Genomic DNA, 18,208 nt, shown 5'->3' with positions numbered 1-18,208 from the left:
GGGACCTGCCCCGCCGGGGGCGCAAATGCTTAATAATGGGGGCGGCGATTTGGATATATACACCATGGTGCTCATGGGTTTTGGCATGGCGATGGACGCCTTTGCCGTATCGGTCACCAACGGGCTGGCAGCCCGGGGGCGGATGCTGCGCTGTGCGCTGCTGTGCAGCCTGTATTTTGGTTTGGCGCAGATGCTCATGCCGCTGCTGGGCTATTTTGTGGGCTATGGTTTTAGCGGCTATATCCAGCGCTTTGACCACTGGGTGGCACTGATCCTGCTGTGCTTTTTGGGGGTGCGCATGCTGCGTGAGGCCGGCCAGCACGGGCGGCAGATCACGGCGGTGGGGCGCACGCTGATACTCACCAGCAGACTGCTGCTGGTGCAGGCCGTCGCCACCAGTGTAGATGCGCTGGCCCTGGGGGTGAGCCTGTCGGCCATTGGGGCCAACATCTTTTTGGCGGCACCCATTATTGGCCTCACCACTTTTTGCTGCTGCTTTGTGGGGGCCTTTTTAGGGCGCCGTTTTGGCGACCTGCTGGGCAAATTTGCCGAGATCGCCGGCGGCCTGATATTGGCCGGTATCGGGCTGAAGATCTTTTTGGAGCACACGGTGTGAGAGATAGAAAAAAGGGCCGCTGTCTTGACACAGCGCCCCTTTTTAAGAGGGGGCCTAATGGGGTCTACGACAACTCGAACTGGCCGGTATAGAGCTGGTAGTACTTGCCTTTTTGGGCGATGAGCTCGTCGTGATTGCCGCGCTCGATAATCTGGCCGTGCTCCAGCACCATGATGGCGTCGGCGCTGCGCACGGTAGAGAGCCGGTGGGCGATGACGAACACAGTGCGGCCCTGCATCAGCTCGTTCATGCCTTTTTCGATGAGCGCCTCGGTGCGGGTGTCGATGGAGGAGGTGGCCTCGTCTAAGATGAGCACCGGCGGGTCGGCTACCGCCGCCCGGGCGATGGCCAGCAGCTGCCGTTGCCCCTGGCTGAGGTTTTGCCCGTCGGAGTAGAGCATGGTGTCGTAGCCCTGTGGCAGGCGGCGGATAAAGCCGTCGGCGTTGGCCAGTTTGGCGGCGGCGACGATCTGCTCGTCGGTGGCGTCGAGACGGCCATAGCGGATATTGTCTTTTACGGTACCGGTAAACAGGTGAGTATCCTGCAGTACCATGCCCAGACTGCGGCGCAGGTCGTCTTTTTTGATCTTGCCGATGTTGATGCCGTCGTAGCGGATCTTGCCTTCCGGCACATCGTAAAAGCGGTTGATGAGATTGGTGATGGTGGTCTTACCGGCGCCGGTAGAGCCGACAAAGGCGATCTTTTGCCCCGGCTTGGCGTAGAGCGAGACGTTTTGCAAAACGGTCTTATCCGGTTCGTAGCCAAAGGTCACATCGAAAAAGCGCACGTCGCCGGTCAGTGGGGTATAGGTGATGGTACCGTCTTGGTGCGGGTGCTTCCAGGCCCACAGGCCGGTGCGGCCCTCGCTCTCGCGGAGCTGGCCGTCCGGGCCCTTTTGGGCGTTGACCAGCTGCACGTAGCCGTCGTCCACCTCGGGGGTCTCGTCGATGACCTCGAAGATGCGCTCGGCGCCGGCCAGCGCCGAGAGGATGGAGTTAAACTGCTGTGAGATCTGGGTGATGGGCTGAGAGAAGGAGCGGGTGAACTGCAAAAACGAGGCGATGGTGCCGATGTCCATCGAGCCCCTGATGACCAGGAAAGCACCCACCATAGCGGTGGCGGCGTAGTTGACGTAAGACAGGTTGCCCATGATGGGCATGAGGATGCTGGCAAAGGTGTTGGCGTTGGTAGCCGACTGTCGCAGCTGCTCGTTTAAGACGGCGTACTCGTCGACGGCAGCCTGCTCGTGGCAGAAGACCTTGACGACTTTTTGCCCCTCTATCATCTCCTCGATAAAGCCGCTGGCGGCGCCGTTGGCCTTTTGTTGGGCTTTAAAATAGCGGGCGCTGCGGCTGCCTACCGCCTTGATGATAAACAGCATGATGACGAGCATGGCCACGATGAGCAGAGTGAGGGTGGGGCTGAGCACCAGCATCATGGTAAAGGTGCCCACTACCGAGATGACCGAAGACAGCAGCTGCGGAGTGGACTGGGAGATACATTCACGCAGGGTGTCGACGTCGGAGGTGTAGCGGCTCATCAGCTCGCCGTGGGTGTGGGTGTCGAAGTAGCGGATGGGAAGATCCTGCATGTGGTCGAACAGATCGCGGCGGATGGCCCCCAGCGTGCGGTTGGAGATCGAGATCATCAGCCGGTTGTAGCAGTAGGTGGAGATGGCCCCGGCCAGATAGATGCAGCCCATCAGGCACAGCATGCCGATAAAGCCGGAAAGATCGGCCGAGCCGCTGCCGATAAAAGGCACAATATAGCGGTTGATCACCGGTTTGAGCAGATAGGTGCCGGCCACCGAGGCGCCGGAGCTGATGGCTACAAATAGCACCACCAGCGCCAGCACGGCGGGGCGGGCCATCATGTAGCCGATGAGCCGGCGAAATGTTTTGCCGGTGTTTTTGGGCTTTTGGTAATTGGTGCGCGGTCTGGGCATCAGTCGGCCACCCCTTTCTGCTGTGAAGTGTACACGTCGCGGTAGATCTCGCTTCTCTGCATCAGCGTCTCGTGGTCGCCCACGTCGGCGATGCGACCCTCGTCCAGCACCACGATCTGGTCGCAGTCCTGCACCGAGGTGATGCGCTGGGCGATGATGATGGTGGTGGTGCCGGCCAGGTCTTGCTGCAGGCCCTGCCGAATGTGCTGGTCGGTAGCGGTATCTACGGCGCTGGTGGAGTCGTCTAAAATAATGATCTTGGGGCCGGCCAGCAGCGCCCGGGCAATGCACAGCCGCTGCTTTTGGCCGCCCGAGACGTTGACGCCACCCTGACCCAGATCGGTGTCGTAGCCCTGGGGGAAGGATTGGATGAAGTCGTGAGCCTGGGCGATCTTGCAGGCGGCGACGATCTGCTCGTCGGTGGCGTTCGGGTCGCCCCAGCGCAGATTGTCGCGGATGGTGCCGGAAAACAGCACGTTTTTCTGCAGGACCATGGCTACGTCGTGGCGCAGCGTGTCAAGCTTGTAGTCGCGCACGTCGCGGCCGCCCACCTTCACTCTGCCCACCGTGGCGTCGTACAGGCGGGGGATGAGCTGTACCAGGGTGGTCTTGGCCGAGCCGGTGCCGCCGATGATGCCCACCCGGCTGCCGGCGGGGATGTGCAGGTCGATATTTTGCAGCACGTCGTTCTCGGCATCTTGGCGGTAGCGGAAAGAGACGTTTTCAAAATCGATAGAGCCGTCTTTTACCGGCGCGTCGGAGGCGTGTTCGTCTGATATATCGGGCACCTCCTCCAGCACCTCGCCGATACGGGAGATAGAGGCGCGGGACAGTACCAGGTTGATAAAGGCCATAGAGATCATCATCAGCGACATGAGGATCTGGGTGACGTAGCTGATAAAGCTGATGAGCTCGCCGGTGAGCATGCTGCCGCCGATGACCATGTTGCCGCCGAACCACAAGATGGAGATGATGCAGCTGTACATCACCAGCTGCATGATGGGCATGTTGCAGATGACCCGGCGTTCGGCCGCCAGCGAGGCGCCGATGAGGTCCTCGTTGGCCTTTTTAAATTTGTCTTTTTCGTAGCGCGAGCGCACAAAGGCCTTTACCACCCGGATGGCGATGAGGTTTTCCTGCACCGAGGCGTTCATGCCGTCGTATTTGCGCAGCATCGACTGAAAGCGGGGGAAAGCGGTGATGGCGATGGTGGCCAGCGCCACGGCCAGTACCGGTATGGCCACCAAAAAGACGGTGACCAGGCTGGAATTTATCGAGAAGGCCATGATGGTGGCGCTGACGAGCATCACCGGTGAACGCACCAGCATGCGAATGACCATCATCGTGGCGTTTTGAGTGTTCTGCACGTCGGTGGTCATGCGAGTGACCAGGCTGGCCGAGGAGTACTTGTCGATGTTAGAAAAAGAGAAAGACTGTATCTTTTTAAACATGGCCCCGCGCAGCTGGCTGCCCAGCCCCATACTGGCCATGGCGCCAAAGCGGGCCGACAGCGCCCCGCAGATGAGCGAGGCCAGAGCCATGCAGACCATCATGGCGCCGGTACGCACCACGTAACCCAGGTCGCGGCCGGGAATGCCCACGTCGACGATCTTGGACATGAGCAGCGGGATGCGGATCTCCAGCAGTACCTCGCCAATGACCATCAGCGGGCAGAGGATCGCATAGAGCCGGTAGGGCTTCATATAATGAGCGAGTTTTTTGATCATCGCCGGTCACCTCCTCTTTCGGGGCGCGGTGGGTGGGGATGGCCGCTGTGCGCGGCCCGGTGCTCAGCCTCTTTGAGCTGTTTCGCCTGCTGCCGCAGGGTGATATTATCAAGCCCCGCATAGGGGCCTACCGCCAAGTTGGCGATCATGTGCTCGACGGTGGCGATGAACTGCTCGATCTCCTGTGGGGAGAGACCGGCAAACATCTGCTGGTCCACCGAGTCGAACTGGGCACGGAAAGCGGTGGTCAGCTGACGGCCCTCATCGGTGATGTGCAGCCGGTTGCAGCGGGCGTCGCGGGGGTCGGGGGTACGGGCGATCAGGCCCATTTTTTCCATCCGCTTGATGGAAGTGGCCACCGACGGCGGGCTGACGTGCAAAAATTCGGCCACGTCGGACTGGGTGCAGCCGTCGTGATCCATCACGTATTCCAGCAGCGGCGGCTGCCCGAAATAGAGGTGGTTTTGCAGTGCCGTTTTTTGAATGTACAGCCGGTGCAGCAGGTGCAGTCGGCTGATCTTCTGAACGATCTCGCGAAGGTCCAAATAAATACCTCCTTTTTACATGGGGGATGTGAGATGTGGAAAAGGCGTCTTTTTAAATTAACCGGTTAATAGTTAATCGGCTTATTATATTTTAGCAGCTGTTGCCCGTTTGTCAAGGGGGCATTTGTTAAAAATAAAAAAGAGTATGTGGATCTGGCCGGATGGGCAAAAAGGTGCGTGGTGGCCACTACCTGGCAAAATAACTTTTTCCAAATCCCCGATAGTACGCACCGGGCAGTTTACCGGCGCGGCGGTGGCCGGTGGCCGGTGGACATATCGACACGGCAGCTGGCGGAGATATGGCCGGTGTGGTACAATAAGAGCCAGTAAAAAGGGCCGCCGGCCGGCGGCGGAAGAAGAGGGAGAAGAGGAATGAAACTGCTGCACTGCGCGGACCTGCACATCGGCAAAACACTGGGGGAGTACCCGTTGCTGGAGGACCAGCGGTATATACTGGACCAGATCCTGCACCTGATCGAGTGCGAGCAGGTAGAGCTGCTCCTGCTGGCCGGCGACCTGTACGACCGCTCGGTGCCGCCGGCGGCAGCGGTGGCGGTGCTGGATGACTTTATAGATGGAGCCATAGCCCGCGGAGCCCGGGTGGCGGCCATTGCCGGCAATCACGACAGCGCTCAGCGGCTGCAGTTCGGCGCCCGGCAGACCGCTGCCGGTGGCCTGCTCATACAGGGGGTGCCCAGCCAGCGGATGGCCCGCCTGGAGATGACCGGGCGCGACGGCACCCGGCTGGCGGTGTACCTGGCCCCCTATGTGGACCTGCCGCGGCTGCGACAGCTGTTTCCTGAGCGGGAGGTCCCCGATATGGACAGTGGATACGCCGCCTGGTTTGCCGAAAATCCCCTGGAGCCGGGGGCGGTCAACCTGCTCATGGCCCACGGCTTTTTTGCACCCGGCGCTATGAGCGCGGGCGATATGCGCCGCAGTGAGGGGGAGTTGGCGGTGGGCGAGAGCGACCTGGTGCACACCGGTGTACTGCCCGATTTTGCCTATGTGGCGCTGGGGCACCTGCACGCCCCACAGCAGGTGGGAGAGCGGCCCATCTACTACAGCGGGTCGCCGCTCAGCTACTCCACTTCAGAGGCGGGGCAGCAAAAACAGGTCAACCTGGTAGAAGTACGGCCCGACGGACAGGTACAGGTGCGACCGCAGCTGTTGCGGCCGCTGCGGTCGGTGGCGGTGGTGCGGGGCAGCTTGGCCGAGATCCTCACCGGCCGGCTGCATCCGGGCCGGCAGGACTATGTGTACGCGGTGGTGACCGACCGGGAGCTGGTGTACGACAGCATGAACCGGCTGCGGGGGGTGTACCCCAACATGCTGGGCCTGCGGCTGGAGAGCCGGCGGCGGCAGCAGCTCGAGCAGGTAGCCTGCGGCTGGGAGGAGATCGACAGCGCCACCCAATTCGCCGATTTTTACCGGGCCGTTAAGGGCGAGGAATTGGATGAGCCCAGCCGCGAGATGATCGCGCAGCTGCTGCAAAAACTGGAGCGGGAGGTGTAGCACATGCAGCTTGAGCAGTTACAGCTAGAGGCCTTTGGCCCCTTTGCTGGCCGACAGCAGGTGGATTTTAAGGCGCTTAGCGGCAGCGGGATCTTTGTCATCACCGGCCCTACCGGAGCGGGCAAGACCAGCATTTTTGACGGGGTGATGTTTGCCCTGTACGGCCGGGCCAGCGGCGACAGCCGCCCCGCCGACGGCCTGCGCAGCGACTATGCCGCCGAGGACGCGGTGAGCCGGGTACGCCTTGTTTTTACGGTGCGCGGCCAGCGCTACACGGTGGAGCGCGCACCCAAACAGGTGCGCCGCAACAGCCGCGGCAACTACAGCACCTTTAACCAGCAGGCGGCGCTGTATCTGCCCGACGGCCAGGTGCTCACCCGCGTGCGGGAGGTGGACGAGCAGCTGGCCCAGCTGGTGGGGCTGGGGGCAGAGCAGTTTCGCCAGATCGTGCTGCTGCCCCAGGGGGAGTTTCAGCGGCTCTTGCAGTCCTCCAGCGCCGACAAGCAGCTTATTTTTCGCCGCATTTTTGGCACCCAGCTGTTTGCCCGCTTAGAGGAGGCGCTCAAAACTGAGCTGGCGGCCCAGCAGGAGGCGCTGCAGGCCCACCAGGCCCAGCGCCAATTACTGCTGCACCAGTTAAACGGCAGCGGCGACGGCGCGCTCCAGCAGTTGTTAGAGGCCGATTATCCCGATGTGGAGGCCATCTGCCAGCTGCTCGAGCAGCGGCAGCGGGCGGGGCGATCAGCGCTGGACGAATTGGCCGCACAGCTAGAGAAAAATCGCCGCGACCAGCAAAAATACCCGCTGGAGCAGATGAGCCGTGACAATGCGGCTATTGTCCAGTTACAGAGCTGCCAGCAGGCGCTGGCGGCGCTGGACGAGCAGGCCGGGGAACAGGCGCAGCGCCGCTACCAGCTGGCCCAGATGGAAAAGCTGGTGCGCTGCCGCCAAGCTGCCCAGCAGGCGCAGGAACACCGCGCCCGCCGCGACGAGGCGGCGGCCGGCCTGAAAGAGGCCCAGACCCAGTGGGATGACCTGCAGCAGCGCCGCAGTGAAATAGAGAGCGCCGAGCGGGAGCTGCGGGAGCTGGAGAGCCGCCGCGGCGAGAGTGACCGGCAGCTGCAGCTGGAAAAGAGCAGGTTGGAGAGCCTGCACCTGCGCCAGAAGCTGGAGGGCAGTTTGCAGGACAGTTTGCTCACGCTGCAGCGGCTGGATACGGTAGAGCAGTACGTGCAGTGCTGTGCCGAGCAGGCCGACCTGACTGCACTGCGCGCCCAGGCGGTGACACTGCAGGAACAGCTGGCCGAATTTGGCCGCGCCGGCTGCGCCTGCCGCGCCGCCCAGGAGGAATACGACCGCATCAGCGGCGCCTACCACCGCTCGCAGGCGGGGCAGTTGGCCCAAACGCTGCGCCCCGATGCCCCCTGCCCGGTGTGCGGCAGCACACACCACCCCGCCCCGGCAAAGACTGTGGACGCCGGGGCCGACTACCCGGCTCTGCAGGCGGCCACAGCTGCCCTGACAGCGGCCACCGCCGCCCTGCGGCAGAGAGACGCCCAACTGGCGGCGGCTTTAGAGCAGCTGAACGGCAGCGATCTACTGCCGGTGCTGGGCACGCTGTCGGCCCTCAAAGCCGACCCGGCCCTAGCGGCGGGAGCCACTCTGTTTTGCGACGAGCGGCAGCAACAGCTGCGCCAAAAACAGAGCCGGCTGGCCGAGGCCTTAGCGGCGTTTTGCCCGGTAGACCAGCTGCAGAAAAAGGGGCTCGACACCGCAGCAGGGGTGGCGGCCAGCCGGGCCGGCGTACAGGGCAAGCGACAGCTGTGGGCCGAGCAGTTGACGGCGCTGCCCACCGGCTGTGCCCAAGAGGTCCAAGACAAGGTGCGCCGGCTGGAAGAGGAGCGGCAGGCGAGCGAAAAGCGGCAGGAGGCACTGCGGCGACAGCTGGCCGAGTACGAGCAGCAGCTGGCCAGCTGCCGCGAGCGGCTGGCGATACGACGCCAACTGGCCGAGCAGACCGCGCAGGCGGTGCGGGAGAGCGCCGAGGCATTGGCGGCGCTGCTGGCCCGTGAGGAGGTACAGCCCGAGCAGCTGCGCCGGACGCCGCCCACCACCGCCCAGCGCCAGCAGCTGCAAGAACAGATCGACCGTTACGAGCAGGAGCGGCAGCGACTGCTGGGGCAAAAAGAGGCGCTGGCGGCCTATGAGGGCCGCGCCCCCAGCGACCTGGAGGAAGCCCGCCGGGTGCTGGACGCCCTGCGCGAGCAGGAGCAGAGCGCCCGCCAGCAGGTGACCGCCTTACAGCTGACCCTGCAAAAGCAGAAGAGCAGTCTCAGCCAGCTACAGCAGCTGTTAAAAGAGCAGGGGCGGTTGGATGAGGCCTACATGCAGGTGCAGGACCTGTACCGGGTGGCCAGCGGAAAAAACAGCCAGCACCTCTCTTTTGAGCGGTATGTGCTCTCGGGTTATTTTGACCGGGTGCTGGCAGCGGCCAACCTGCGGCTGGACCAGATGACACAGGGCAAATATATGCTGCTGCGGCGCACCGAAAAAGAGAAGGGAAACGCCCCCTCGGGGCTGGAGATGGAGGTGCTCGACAGCTACAGCGGCAAGGCGCGCCCGGTGAGCACGCTATCTGGCGGCGAGAGCTTTAAGGCGGCGCTGTCGCTGGCATTGGGACTGGCCGATGTCATCGGCGCCCAGTCGGGGGGCATCGCCCTGGATACGGTGTTTATCGACGAGGGCTTTGGCAGCCTGGACCCCCAGTCGCTGGAGGAAGCTATGAACACGCTGGAGGCGCTGAAGAAAGAGGAGCGGCTGGTGGGCATCATCTCCCATGTACAGGCGCTCAAAGAGCGGTTTCCGCAGGGAATAGAGGTGCGGCCATTACCCGGTGGCGGCAGCGCGATCTACCAAAAGTAGTGGAAAATATTTACAAAGTTGATTGCAATTGTTTGTGCGCTTTGCTATAATAAGAAAAATCGGCATACGATATGCGCCCGTTATCAGCCCGCCCCGGTACCGGTCAGCGGCGGCTGGTGGCGCGCCTTTAAAAGTATATGTAGGACCGACCCTGCCGCGACCCGGCGGCAGACAGCTGAAAGAGAGAGTACCCCATGAATATTTGGCACGATATCGACCCCCGGCGGGTGGCGCCCGCCGATTTTGTAGCGGTGGTGGAGATACCCGAGGGCAGCAACAAAAAATACGAGCTGGACAAGCAGACCGGTCTGCTGCGGCTGGACCGCATCCTCTACACCTCCACCCACTACCCGGCCAACTACGGCTTTATCCCCCGCACCTATGCCGACGACAGCGACCCGCTGGACGTGCTGGTGCTGTGCTCTGAGCCGCTGGACCCCATGGTGATGGTGGAGTGTTATCCCATCGGCGTGGTGCGCATGATCGACGACGACGAGATCGACGACAAGGTCATCGCCATCCCGCAGAAAGACCCCACCTGGAACTTTTACAAAGATATCAGCCAGCTGCCGCCCCATATCTCCGACGAGATCAAGCACTTTTTCGAGGTGTATAAGGGGCTGGAGCACGGCCACACCACCACCTCGGAGGTGCTGGGCGGCCAGCGCGCGCAGGAGATCATCGAGGAGTGCATGGAGCGCTATCAGGTGCATTTCTGCGGTAAGCGCGTAGACAACTAGCAGCTGCTCGGGGCGCACTGCGCGGCGCACCCGAGCGCGATCAAAAGCAAAGACGGCGAAAGGCGGAGAGACGTACCGTATGGAGAGAGTGATACTATTTATCAAGGGGATGCTCATCGGCGTGGGCAACATCATCCCCGGGGTGAGCGGCGGCACAGTGGCTGTTATGGCCGGGGTGTACGACGAGCTCATCGGTGCCATTACCCTAAAGTGGAAGGTGCTCAAGAAAAACCTGCAGTTCCTCATTTTGTTGGGGCTGGGCATGGCGGTGGGCATCTTCGCGTTTAGCGGCGTGCTCTCGTACCTGTTTGAAAACTTCCCTATGCCCACCAGTTTCGCCTTTATGGGGCTTATTATCGGCAGCCTGCCCGATATCGCCAAGCGGGCGGCCAAGTCGGGCTATGCGCCCCGCTACCTGTTGCCCATGGGCATCGCCATCGGCGTTATGGCGGTCATCGCCTTTGTAAAGCCCGACTCGGCGGCCATGAAGATCGGCGCGCTGTCGGTATCAAACTTCTTTCTGCTGTTCTTTGCCGGGCTCATCGCAGCGGTATCGATGATCGTGCCGGGCATCAGCGGTTCGTTCGTACTGTTGGTCATCGGCCTGTACGAGCCTATTTTGCACGCGGTGGCCAAGCTCAATATCCCGCTGCTCATCCCGGTCGTACTGGGGGCGGCAGTCGGCATTTTGGGTGGGGCCAAAGTCATCGACTACCTGCTGCACCACTACACCCGCGCCACCTACTTTGCGATTTTAGGGCTGGTGGCCGGCTCGCTGCTGGTGCTGTACCCCGGCTTTACGGTGAACCTCAACGGGCTCATCTCACTGCTCTGCCTGGTGCTGGCGGCGCTGGTGAGCTACCTGCTGACGGTGCTCGATAAAAAGTCGAGCGAGGTGCAGGAAGTGACGGTGGCTAAAAAAGACCCCGAAGCGTAGCGTTTTAGGCGATGAGATGCCCCGTCTCCGCACAGCTGGATGCGCCGGCTGTGCGGGCGGGGCATTTATATAATTGCGGCGGACCGGCGGTGGCGCACATGCTGGCGCGTAGCTTGTCAGCCCGCCCACCACAACAGCGGCTGGACCGCGGCTATTTTATAAAAGAGGTGATCTTATGACCGGAGATATCCATCAGTTTGACCCGCTCGTTCAGGCGGCGGCAGCAGTACAGGGCGACCGGCAGCTCTCGCAGAGCAGCTGGGCCGGGTCGGTGGCGGCGGCGCTGCAGACCAGTTCTGGCACGATCTATACCGGGGTGTGCATCGACACCCCCTGCTCGATGGGCTTTTGCGCCGAGCACGCTGCGGCGGCAGCCATGATATGTGCCGGCGAGAACCGGGTGGTGCGCATGGCAGCGGTGACCGATGGGGGACAGGTGGTGCCGCCCTGCGGCCGCTGCCGCGAGTTCATCTGCCAGCTGCACGTGGACAACGAGCAGTGCCAGGTGCTGCTGCCTGATGGGCAGGTGCGCACCTTGGCCGAGCTATTGCCCTGCCGCTGGGTGCCAAAAGACGGCGGCGAGCCGGCAGACAGCTGACCGAATAAGACGGGGACGCCTGTTTTCAGGCGTCCCCTTTTTATAAGCGGGCCGGGAGCGGGCGCACAGGCCACAGATATGCGCAAAAGGCATTTTTCCCTATAAAAGATAAGTATTGGACATCATAGCGGCGGCGCTCTATAGTGAAAGACAGACAGAGAACACCGCGGCGGCACAGGGGGCCGCCCGCCCAAATGATGTAGGGGGGAACTGACTTTTGAAGAAAACAGCGCTTATCGCCCTGGGCCTAGCCTTAGCGCTGCTGGCCGGCTGTGGGCAGCAGCATGACCGGGCGGCCAGCGGCGCCAGCTCGTCTGTTGCCGAGAGTGCGCCGGTACTGGCCGAGACGGCAGACAATGCCTGGTCTACCGACACGCCCGAAAATCACGGCATGGATGGGGCGGTGCTGCAGCAGCTACATACGGCGCTGGACCAGAGCGAGATCTATGCGTCGGTGACGGTGCGAGACGGCTATATCGTAGATGAGTATTACCGGGAGGGGTACGGGGCCGACAGCGTATTTCGGCTCAACTCCTGCTCGAAGAGCTTTACCGGGGCACTGGTGGGCATCGCCATCGAGGAGGGGCTGATCGGCGGTGTTGACGATCAGCTGGCAACATATTTTCCCCAGTTGGCGGGTACCGAAAAAGGGCAGATCACCATCGGCCAGCTCCTGCAGCATACCTCGGGGCTGGAGTGGCACGAGTGGAACGGCGACGACTCCTCTTTTTTTGAGCTCAACGCGGCGGAAAACTGGGTGGACTACGTGCTGCAAAAGCCGCTGGTGGCGACGCCGGGCAGCTCTTTTAACTACACCACCGGCGGCCCTCATCTGCTGGCGGCGATACTGGAACAGGTGACCGATGACTCGCTCTTTCACTACGCGCGCACGCATCTGTTCGAACCGCTGGGCATGAGCAGCGTGCAGTGGCGGGCCGACCCGCAAAATGTGTTGGACGGCGGCAACGGCATCGAGATGACCGCCCGCGATGCCGCCAGGTTTGGTCAGCTGTATTTAAACGGCGGCAGCTGGCAGGGGAGGCAGTTGGTGCCCCGGACGTGGGTGGAGGAGTCGACCCGCGCCCAGGTGGGGCCGATCGGCAACTCCGGCTCTTACGGGTACCTGTGGTGGACCCGACAGTTTGGCGCACAGGGGTACGACACCTATTTTGCCATGGGAGCTATGGGCCAGTTCATCTTTGTGGTGCCTCAGCTCGACCTGGTCGCGGTGATGACCAGCAGCCCCACCCAACAGGATACCTATGCCCCGTGGCCGTACTTTGCCGATTATATCCTCGCCGCCTGCCACTGAGCGGTGGCCCGCTGCCCCGTGGCTGGCGGCAGAGACGCAAAAGAGATAAAAGACCTGCCACGCGATCTTGGTGGCAGGTCTTTTTAGCAGGTATCAAGCCCGGCCCGCGAGCTGCACTACAGCTGCGAGATGGCTGCCAGGTAGATGTTTTTGGCCGTCTCGATCTCGCGGGGATCGATCTTTTCGTCGCGGCAGTGGCAGATCGCGTCGTCGCCGGGCCCGAGGATGACGAATGGGACCCCAGTCTGGGGCACGAACTGACTGCCGTCGGAGTAGAAATAGAGCCCGCGGTGCACCGGGTCTACCCCACAGCGGCGGCAGGCGTCGTCGACGATGGAGCCAAAGCTGCTGTCTGCCGGCAGCTCGATGGCCGGGCGGTCGTTCTGCACCGCCGCCGACAGGTGCAGGCCCGGCCGCTCCAGACACAGCGATCTGGCGATCTGGCCGCTCATCTCGATGATCTGGCGGTTTTGCAGACCGGGCACGGCCCGGATGTCGAAGGTGGCGGTGGCGCTGTCGGGGATCACGTTGGTCTTGACCCCGCCGCTAAAGGTGGTCATGGCCATGGTGGTGCGCCCCAGCAGCGGGTGGGCTGCCCCGGCCAACAGCGCCCCGGCCAGGCGCTGGGCAAAGGCGTTGATACCGTCGATGGCGCTGACGCCCAAGTCGGGGCGCGAGCCGTGAGACGACACCCCCTGCGCCGTGACCTGCAGCCACAGCGCCCCTTTTTCACACACCCCGGGCCGGCAGCTGGTGGGCTCGCAGATAAAGGCGGCCACGGCTCGGTCGAACACGCCTGCCTGCTGCATGGCCACCACGCCCATACCGCTGGTCTCCTCGTCACAGGTAAACAGCAGCTCTACATCCAGAGCGGGGGGCTCGCTGGCGGCCAGTAGATGCTGGCCCACCAGGATCATGGCGGTGTCGCCGCCTTTCATATCGGCGCTGCCGCGGCCCCATACAAACTCGCCGTCGTAGTGCCCTGAAAAGGGCGGGTGCTGCCACAGCGGGCCGTCGCTGACCGGCACGGTGTCGATATGCCCCACCAGCGCCACCGAGCGGCTGTGGTCGCGGCCGGGAATGCACACCTGCAGCGAGTGGCGGGTGTCGCTGTGTACAAACCGGCGGGTGGTGGCCGCGGTGCCGGCAAACAGGCCCTCGATAAAATCGGCGATCTGGCGCTCGCCGTCGCCGTCGGTGCGCAGGGTGATGAGCTCTTGCAGCAGGGAAACAGTTTTTTCCATAGGTGACGCTCCTTTATAGTGTGTGCCCGCCGCGGTGACGGGCGTCAGGTGTACAGCTGGCCAAACAGGTGGATGCCGGTGGGGGTGCGAAAGATGTTTTCCAGCGCGGTGTAGCGGCTGCGGTAGTACTGCTCGCTCTCGCCGATGTTGGTGAGAAAATCGGCCTCTACCAGGACCTGGTAGTCGTCGCCGCCGATACCCCGGTAGGTGTGGTGATGGCCGATTAGATAACACACCCGCTGGATGAGCGGCTCTTTGTACCCGAGCTCCTGCAGCATGGCTCTGGCGATGGGCGGGCCCTCCTTTTCCTGATGCGGCCCGGCGCTGGAACCGTATTTTTGCACGCTCACCTTGCAGCCCACATCGTGCAGCACGGCGGCGGTGTACAGGACCTCACAGGTGGGCGGCGGCAATTGCTCGCCGTCGGCGATGGCCACCGCGTAGCCGTACACCTTTAAAAAGTGTTCGATCTGGTGGGGATCGCCGCGGTAGTACTGTGTCATTTTGGCGATCAGATGGCCGAGTTTGGGCATGTTACGGGCTCCTCTCTAAAAAAATAATAGTATCCGGGGCTGCTAGGGCAGGACCGTGCCCATACTGCAGTCGCCCACGCCGGTGCGCGGCAGGCTGCCAAAGCGGCAGACCAGCCGCCCGGCGCCCCAACCGCTGCGCAGGGGCCGGCTCTCGAAAGCGGCCAGCTGCCCGTTTACGATCGTGTAGATGGCGCGGCCGGTGTGCCGGTCGGCCACCGTGACGTTGGCGGCGGCACCGCAGCCCAGGTGGCCCAGCTGTTGCTCGAACCAGGGATTACCGGTGCGGGCAGAGAGGATATGGGCGGGGTTTTTGGTCATAAGGGCCACTGCTTTAGACAGCGGCAGCACGCCCAGATCGCACAGTTCGAACAGGGCGGGAATATTGTCGCGGCTGTCGCCGAAGCCCTTCATGGTGGCGTCTCCCTGCCCGTCGGAAGCGAGCACCTGCACCCGGCCATCGGCCAGGGCCTGATAGCACAGCTGCTGGGCGCGGCTGTCGATGCGCAGCCCTTCGCGGCAACCGCGATTTTGACGCATCATGCTGGCGAGCAGCTCGCCGTCGATATTGGGCTGTGCCAACAGGTCGAGCACCTGCTTCATGTCGGCGGCGCCGTCGCCGAAAGTGCCGCAGCCGGCGGCCGAGGCGTGCCCCAGATAGAGCGGGCGCCCCTTAGACAGCGCGGCCATGCGGCAGGCGTGCTCGGGGTCTTGGGTGTGGGTCATGAACAGCAGCCCTGCACGGGAGGTGACGGAGAAGATGCGCTCGGCGCTCTCGTCGCTCAAAATAAAGTGGCCCATGTGATCTTTTATGCCGATGATCTGCATGCCGGTAGCCACCCCGATGGGGTTGCGGCTGAGCTTTTGCAGCGCCACCTCCCGCGCCAGCGTACCGGTGAAATAGGAGACGAGCTCCTCGTCATCAAGCGAGGTGGCCAGCAGCGCCGGCGCACCGGCATATACCCCGGCACTGATGGGCAGCCCGCGGTCGAACTCGGCCCCCAGCAGTGAAGGGGCCAGCAGCGTGTTGCCGGCCCCGGGGGAAAAGGCGACGGTCACCCCGTCGGCGGCGGCGTGGGCAAACGGATCGGTGCTCACCTCGAACAGGTCGCCCAGGTGCAGATGCATATCGATCAGGCCGGGAAAGACATACAGGCCGCGGCAGTCGATCACGGTATCGCCGGGCTCGGTGGGGATGTGCGGCTGGCAGCTGTGCACGACGCCGCCCAGCAATGCCAGATCGCGCGGTTCCTCGACGCCGTTTTTGGGGTCGACGACCAGTCCGCCCTGCAGCAGCAGCCGGCCGCCCGCCGCCGGTGGCGGGCAGTGCAGGCCAGCAGCTGTGGCGGTGGCGACGCCGGTCGGGGCCGGCGGTAAGGTGCGGTAGATCAAGTGGCTCACTCCTTTATAGCGGGCCCTGACAGCAGGGCCCGGTGCTTGCCCCTATTTTAGCACAAAAGACGGCCGGCACAAAGGGGCAAACGCTGCCCAGCGCCGGCAGGTGGGTAAAATGTTGCGGGATCGGCCGCCATCGGTGCGCGCCGCCAGATGAAAAAAGAGCGCCCCAGCCGGTGGCGGGAGCGCTCTGTTGCGATCGGGACTACTGTACCGGCAGACCGGTGGCCCGCTGTAGCTCGTCCAGCAGCTGTTTCGTCTGCTGTTGGGTGGGCAGGCTCAAAAACACCCATTTGTCGGGCAGCTCGACAGCGATATACCAGGGGCAGGAGGCGTAGGTGTACACGCGGCTGGGGCCGTATCCCTTTAGGTTAAAGTTGCCAAAATTGTATCGGCGGGAGGAAGCTCCACCCACCCGGGTGCCGGAGAGGTGTTCACTGGAGACCGCGAGCGACTGCACTTCGCCGGTGGCAAACGACCAGTCAAACCCGGCGGCGTCGATCTCGACGGTGGAGCGGTCGGGTGAGAGCGCGATCTCGGCGGTGGTAAAATCCATGCGCACGAGAAACAGGCAGATTGCCCCGCAAAACAGCAGGATACCGGCGACCATGGCGTAAAATCGGCGCCGGCCGCCGGCGGTAGCCATGTTGTAGCAATTTTGAAAGCCGGGGCGGGGCTCTACCTTATAGCGGCTGTCGCGGGGGTTATAGTAGTGGCCGGACAGCCAGTATACATCGTCGTCGCAGACGGCGGGGCGGGTATCCAGTGCCAGGATCTGCCGCTGGGCGGCCTGTACCCGGTGGCCGATGTACAGATATCCCAGCAGCGGCGCCAGCGACAGTGCCAGCAGAGCGGTCAAAACGGCCCAGCTGCTGGGAGCGGTACCGAAGAGGATAAAATACAGAATGAGTTCGAGCAGGCTGTCGGCCGCCGCCAGGCCAGCCCAAAACCCAGTATATAACTGCCTGGATACGGCATTACAGGCGGTGTTTACGGCCGGATCTTTGCTGAAGGTGGTCTTGGGCGCGCGGCGCTGCCAAAAAAACAGCGCACAGAACCCCAGCGTGACAGCCAGGTGAGTGCCGGCAAACACCGGTTGCCACACACCGGCGGGGCCGGCTGCCAGCAGCGCGTGGAGAAACATACCCACCGCCACCAGCAGTGAGGGTAGCAGCCACCAGGGGCTGATAGCGGCCGGCGGCTGCTCGGTGATGTCGATGGCGGCCACCACCGGCTCGCCGGTGACCCAAACGTTTTTTTGCTTGAGCGCATACAGCCGGCCAAACCAGCGTTTTTGCAGCGCGCTGCCGCCCCAAAGGACCAACAGGTAGTAAAAAATGGTGTGCAGCAGGCCCAGCGAGGGGTAGTCCTCCAGCAGCGGCAGGGGCACAAGCGGGAGCAGCGAGAGCCAAAATGCCCGCCAACAGGTTTTTTTATAGGCAGTTACCAGAGCCGTTACCTGCGGGTCATCTACTGCCCAACCGGGCAGCGTTACCCCCAACAGGCGCGACGGGGTACCGGGATGGACAGTACAGCGGGCCGAGGAGAGCATGTTATACAGCACACAGCCGGCGCCGATGAGGTCGCAGCCCACCAGGATGATGGTCATGAGGAACACGGTGTATCGCCCCCTTCACCGGCCGGCTTTTGAGTGATCGACCGATAACACTGGGCGCACAGCTGCAAAAATTCCCGCTGGCTCAGTCCGCCGATACCCGCCTGGGCCGCCAGCAGCGCCAGATCATCTTGCAGCTGGGCACAACAGGCCTGACCGCTGGGCGGAGTACTGCTGACAACAGTGCCGCGCTTGCGGTCGGTCACCACAAAGCCCTGTGCCTTGAGCAGGTTGTAAGATTTTTGTACGGTCATGGCGTTGACCCCCAGCTGGCCGGCCAGTTGGCGCACCGAGGGCAGCTTTTGGCCGGGGAGCAACTGGCCGGCGGCAATAGCCAGCACCAGTTCGTTGCGCAGCTGCAGATAGAGGGGTACATCGCTCTGCAGGTCGATCCGGATGAGCATCAGCGGGTCTCCTCTCCGCTACTGTATATCTGTATTATATATAGTAATACAGATATACAGTAGTGTCAACATAAAAAACAGCCCGTCACCTGGGGACGGACTGTAGAAGATGATATAGATGACAGCGCAGTAGATCGACAGGCTGGCGATGCGCTGAAGACGT

General features: G+C 62.7%; 15 protein-coding genes. 7 read left to right on the top strand and 8 right to left on the bottom strand.

What is annotated here, in order from left to right:
• The first annotated feature begins 49 nt into the window (after window positions 1-49).
• Entirely contained in the window at window positions 50-616 is a 567-nt protein-coding gene (locus H8K20_RS07705) for a manganese efflux pump MntP (RefSeq protein ID WP_186487991.1), read from the top strand.
• Between the two features lie 64 nt (window positions 617-680).
• Here H8K20_RS07705 and H8K20_RS07700 read toward each other — a convergent pair whose 3' ends face one another.
• The 3 genes from H8K20_RS07700 to H8K20_RS07690 are packed head-to-tail and all read right to left on the bottom strand — an operon-like array spanning window position 681 to window position 4,833.
• On the bottom strand, window positions 681-2,561 hold the full coding sequence (locus H8K20_RS07700; protein WP_186487990.1) for an ABC transporter ATP-binding protein: 1,881 nt from the start codon (window positions 2,559-2,561) through the stop codon (window positions 681-683).
• Entirely contained in the window at window positions 2,561-4,288 is a 1,728-nt protein-coding gene (locus H8K20_RS07695) for an ABC transporter ATP-binding protein (RefSeq protein WP_154867357.1), read from the bottom strand. The genes H8K20_RS07700 and H8K20_RS07695 overlap by 1 nt, the downstream gene beginning before the upstream one ends.
• On the bottom strand, window positions 4,285-4,833 hold the full coding sequence (locus tag H8K20_RS07690; RefSeq protein ID WP_154867355.1) for a MarR family winged helix-turn-helix transcriptional regulator: 549 nt from the start codon (window positions 4,831-4,833) through the stop codon (window positions 4,285-4,287). Before H8K20_RS07690 ends, H8K20_RS07695 begins: the two co-directional genes overlap by 4 nt.
• 372 nt (window positions 4,834-5,205) lie before the next feature.
• On the opposite strand from H8K20_RS07690, the gene H8K20_RS07685 reads away from it, so the two are divergent.
• The 6 genes from H8K20_RS07685 (at window position 5,206) to H8K20_RS07660 (ending at window position 12,857) form a co-directional block, all read left to right on the top strand.
• Window positions 5,206-6,348 (top strand): exonuclease SbcCD subunit D, encoded by a 1,143-nt coding sequence (locus tag H8K20_RS07685; protein WP_105204740.1) that lies wholly within the window; start codon window positions 5,206-5,208, stop codon window positions 6,346-6,348.
• Window positions 6,349-6,351: 3 nt separating this feature from the next.
• Window positions 6,352-9,270 (top strand): AAA family ATPase, encoded by a 2,919-nt coding sequence (locus H8K20_RS07680; RefSeq protein ID WP_186487989.1) that lies wholly within the window; start codon window positions 6,352-6,354, stop codon window positions 9,268-9,270.
• 194 nt (window positions 9,271-9,464) lie between these two features.
• Entirely contained in the window at window positions 9,465-10,010 is a 546-nt protein-coding gene (locus H8K20_RS07675) for an inorganic diphosphatase (protein ID WP_105204738.1), read from the top strand.
• A gap of 79 nt (window positions 10,011-10,089) precedes the next feature.
• Window positions 10,090-10,947 carry a DUF368 domain-containing protein gene (locus H8K20_RS07670; protein ID WP_105204737.1) on the top strand — a complete coding sequence of 286 codons (858 nt, stop codon included), beginning with the start codon at window positions 10,090-10,092 and terminating at the stop codon, window positions 10,945-10,947.
• A 175-nt stretch (window positions 10,948-11,122) separates the two neighbouring features.
• Window positions 11,123-11,545, top strand: coding sequence for a cytidine deaminase family protein (locus H8K20_RS07665; RefSeq protein WP_207721470.1), 423 nt, complete (start codon window positions 11,123-11,125; stop codon window positions 11,543-11,545).
• Between the two features lie 217 nt (window positions 11,546-11,762).
• Window positions 11,763-12,857 carry a serine hydrolase domain-containing protein gene (locus H8K20_RS07660; RefSeq protein WP_186487988.1) on the top strand — a complete coding sequence of 365 codons (1,095 nt, stop codon included), beginning with the start codon at window positions 11,763-11,765 and terminating at the stop codon, window positions 12,855-12,857.
• Between the two features lie 116 nt (window positions 12,858-12,973).
• Here the strand turns inward: H8K20_RS07660 and H8K20_RS07655 are convergent, their stop codons facing one another.
• The 5 genes from H8K20_RS07655 to H8K20_RS07635 form a co-directional block, all read right to left on the bottom strand.
• Window positions 12,974-14,101, bottom strand: a complete 1,128-nt coding sequence (locus H8K20_RS07655) for a M20 family metallopeptidase (RefSeq protein WP_186487987.1) — start codon at window positions 14,099-14,101, stop codon at window positions 12,974-12,976.
• 44 nt (window positions 14,102-14,145) lie between these two features.
• Complete coding sequence (locus H8K20_RS07650; protein WP_186487986.1) at window positions 14,146-14,634, bottom strand: HD domain-containing protein; 489 nt, start codon at window positions 14,632-14,634, stop codon at window positions 14,146-14,148.
• Window positions 14,635-14,676: 42 nt separating this feature from the next.
• Window positions 14,677-16,023, bottom strand: a complete 1,347-nt coding sequence (locus H8K20_RS07645) for an amidohydrolase family protein (RefSeq protein WP_243206197.1) — start codon at window positions 16,021-16,023, stop codon at window positions 14,677-14,679.
• Window positions 16,024-16,231: 208 nt separating this feature from the next.
• Window positions 16,232-17,644 carry a hypothetical protein gene (locus H8K20_RS07640; protein ID WP_186487985.1) on the bottom strand — a complete coding sequence of 471 codons (1,413 nt, stop codon included), beginning with the start codon at window positions 17,642-17,644 and terminating at the stop codon, window positions 16,232-16,234.
• The gene (locus H8K20_RS07635) at window positions 17,632-18,045 is read right to left on the bottom strand and encodes a GntR family transcriptional regulator (protein ID WP_105204731.1); all 414 of its coding nucleotides are present in this window, start codon (window positions 18,043-18,045) and stop codon (window positions 17,632-17,634) included. Before H8K20_RS07635 ends, H8K20_RS07640 begins: the two co-directional genes overlap by 13 nt.
• Window positions 18,046-18,208 lie beyond the last annotated feature (163 nt).

Origin of the sequence: Neobittarella massiliensis (ex Bilen et al. 2018) (assembly GCF_014269355.1) — a bacterium.
In the GTDB taxonomy this organism is placed as follows: Bacteria; Bacillota; Clostridia; order Oscillospirales; family Ruminococcaceae; genus Neobittarella; species Neobittarella massiliensis.
The sequence above is the reverse complement of the archived record's forward strand: the minus strand, read 5'-3'. Positions and strand labels throughout refer to the sequence as shown.

Excerpts from the sequence above, each read along its gene's own strand:
- H8K20_RS07635 (WP_105204731.1), bottom strand. The coding sequence starts at position 18,045 with ATGCTCATCCGGATCGACCTGCAGAGCGATGTACCCCTCTATCTGCAG.
- H8K20_RS07670 (WP_105204737.1), top strand. The coding sequence starts at position 10,090 with ATGGAGAGAGTGATACTATTTATCAAGGGGATGCTCATCGGCGTGGGC.
- H8K20_RS07695 (WP_154867357.1), bottom strand. The coding sequence starts at position 4,288 with ATGATCAAAAAACTCGCTCATTATATGAAGCCCTACCGGCTCTATGCG.
- H8K20_RS07665 (WP_207721470.1), top strand. The coding sequence starts at position 11,123 with ATGACCGGAGATATCCATCAGTTTGACCCGCTCGTTCAGGCGGCGGCA.
- H8K20_RS07680 (WP_186487989.1), top strand. The coding sequence starts at position 6,352 with ATGCAGCTTGAGCAGTTACAGCTAGAGGCCTTTGGCCCCTTTGCTGGC.
- H8K20_RS07650 (WP_186487986.1), bottom strand. The coding sequence starts at position 14,634 with ATGCCCAAACTCGGCCATCTGATCGCCAAAATGACACAGTACTACCGC.
- H8K20_RS07655 (WP_186487987.1), bottom strand. The coding sequence starts at position 14,101 with ATGGAAAAAACTGTTTCCCTGCTGCAAGAGCTCATCACCCTGCGCACC.
- H8K20_RS07675 (WP_105204738.1), top strand. The coding sequence starts at position 9,465 with ATGAATATTTGGCACGATATCGACCCCCGGCGGGTGGCGCCCGCCGAT.
- H8K20_RS07685 (WP_105204740.1), top strand. The coding sequence starts at position 5,206 with ATGAAACTGCTGCACTGCGCGGACCTGCACATCGGCAAAACACTGGGG.
- H8K20_RS07700 (WP_186487990.1), bottom strand. The coding sequence starts at position 2,561 with ATGCCCAGACCGCGCACCAATTACCAAAAGCCCAAAAACACCGGCAAA.